This is a genomic window from Nocardioides terrae (genome assembly GCF_900112345.1).
Classification (GTDB): domain Bacteria; phylum Actinomycetota; class Actinomycetes; order Propionibacteriales; family Nocardioidaceae; genus Nocardioides; species Nocardioides terrae.
This window is the reverse complement of sequence record NZ_FOLB01000032.1, coordinates 1-1442: the sequence shown is the minus strand read 5'-3', so window position 1 is coordinate 1442 and position 1442 is coordinate 1. Positions and strand designations below refer to the sequence as shown.

The 1442-nt window shown below is 55.9% G+C and carries 1 rRNA gene; it reads right to left on the bottom strand.

From position 1 onward, the window contains the following. Positions 1–83 precede the first annotated feature (83 nt). Positions 84–1442: ribosomal RNA gene (locus BM236_RS18560) — 23S ribosomal RNA — on the bottom strand; the annotation flags it as partial.

The window sequence follows — 1442 nt, the reverse complement described above, 5'->3', positions numbered from 1 at the left end:
TGGTTGTTGTGGACGCGAGCAGTGTGTCTTCTGCACTGTGTTGGCGCAGGACCCTACTTGTTGTTGGTTTTGTTGAGGGCTTGTATGACAAGCCCTCGGCCTATTAGTACCGGTCGGCTGGGCATTGCTGCTGTACACCTCCGGCCTATCAACCCCATGGTCTGTAGGGGGCCTTACCCCATCAAGTGGGTGGGAAACCTCATCTTGAAACGTGCTTCCCGCTTAGATGCGTTCAGCGGTTATCACTTCCGAACGTAGCCAACCAGCCATGCACCTGGCGGTACAACTGGCACACCAGAGGTTCGTCCATCCCGGTCCTCTCGTACTAGGGACAGCCTTTCTCAAGTTTCCTACGCGCGCGGCGGATAGGGACCGAACTGTCTCACGACGTTCTAAACCCAGCTCGCGTGCCGCTTTAATGGGCGAACAGCCCAACCCTTGGGACCTACTCCAGCCCCAGGATGCGACGAGCCGACATCGAGGTGCCAAACCATCCCGTCGATATGGACTCTTGGGGAAGATCAGCCTGTTATCCCCGGGGTACCTTTTATCCGTTGAGCGACCACGCTTCCACATGCCGTGGCCGGATCACTAGTTCCGACTTTCGTCCCTGCTCGACATGTCTGTCTCACAGTCAAGCTCCCTTGTGCACTTACACTCAACACCTGATTGCCAACCAGGCTGAGGGAACCTTTGAGCGCCTCCGTTACCCTTTAGGAGGCAACCGCCCCAGTTAAACTACCCATCAGGCACTGTCCCTGAACCGGATCACGGTCCAAGGTTAGACATCTAGTACGACCAGAGTGGTATTTCAACGTTGCCTCCACACACACTGGCGTGCATGCTTCACCGGCTCCCACCTATCCTACACAAGCCGAACCAAACACCAATACCAAACTATAGTAAAGGTCCCGGGGTCTTTCCGTCCTGCCGCGCGTAACGAGCATCTTTACTCGTAGTGCAATTTCGCCGAGTCCACGGTTGAGACAGCGCCCAAGTCGTTACTCCATTCGTGCAGGTCGGAACTTACCCGACAAGGAATTTCGCTACCTTAGGATGGTTATAGTTACCACCGCCGTTTACTGGGGCTTAAATTCTGAGCTTCACCCCCCAAAGGGGGCTGACCCGTCCTCTTAACCTTCCAGCACCGGGCAGGAGTCAGTCCGTATACATCGTCTTACGACTTCGCACGGACCTGTGTTTTTAGTAAACAGTCGCTTGGGCCTGGTCTCTGCGGCCCTTCACGCTTCCCCCAGCAAGTGGGTTCACGATCCGGGCCCCCCTTCTCCCGAAGTTACGGGGGCATTTTGCCGAGTTCCTTAACCATGGTTCACTCGATCGCCTCGGTATTCTCTACCTGATCACCTGAGTCGGTTTCGGGTACGGGCGGCGCGTAGCTCGCTAGAGGTTTTTCTCGACAGCATAGGATCATCGGCTTCCCC